The organism is Bartonella sp. TT110JLCBS, assembly GCF_042193405.1.
Classification (GTDB): Bacteria; Pseudomonadota; Alphaproteobacteria; order Rhizobiales; family Rhizobiaceae; genus Bartonella.
In genome coordinates this window covers 314-681 of record NZ_JBHILT010000216.1, presented here as the reverse complement: position 1 = coordinate 681, position 368 = coordinate 314, and the positions used below count along the sequence as shown (strand labels likewise).

1 pseudogene is annotated in these 368 nt (G+C 33.2%); it reads right to left on the bottom strand.

The features are described 5' to 3' along the window. Positions 1-7: 7 nt before the first annotated feature. Positions 8-368 (bottom strand): annotated as a pseudogene (locus ACFILW_RS10550) (hypothetical protein); the annotation flags it as partial.

Sequence of the window (368 nt, the reverse complement as noted above, 5' to 3'; positions counted from 1 at the left end):
TCATTTTTTATTTATCGCGAATGAGGGAACGATATAGAGCACGTTCTGTCTTGGATATCTTAGCCAAAAAATTCAATCTTTGCGTCTCTGAAAAACGAAAAAAGCCAATGCAATAAAAAGCTTTAAGTGTTTTATTGGGATAGTTAGAGGAAGTGTGTTCTAAAATAATGTTTATAGGATTTACTACATTTGGTTGCATAGCTTGAATAGTCAGTAAAATTGTAAGTTCATTCTTACTTTCGACATTAAATAGATCAAATGTGCTCTCTGGTTCCGGTTTTAACTTAGGGTGCATTAAGTTGATGTGTTTAGGTTTTATAGGAATATTGATGCTTGGTTCTCTAATAATTCCGGGATTTGGATTGGGA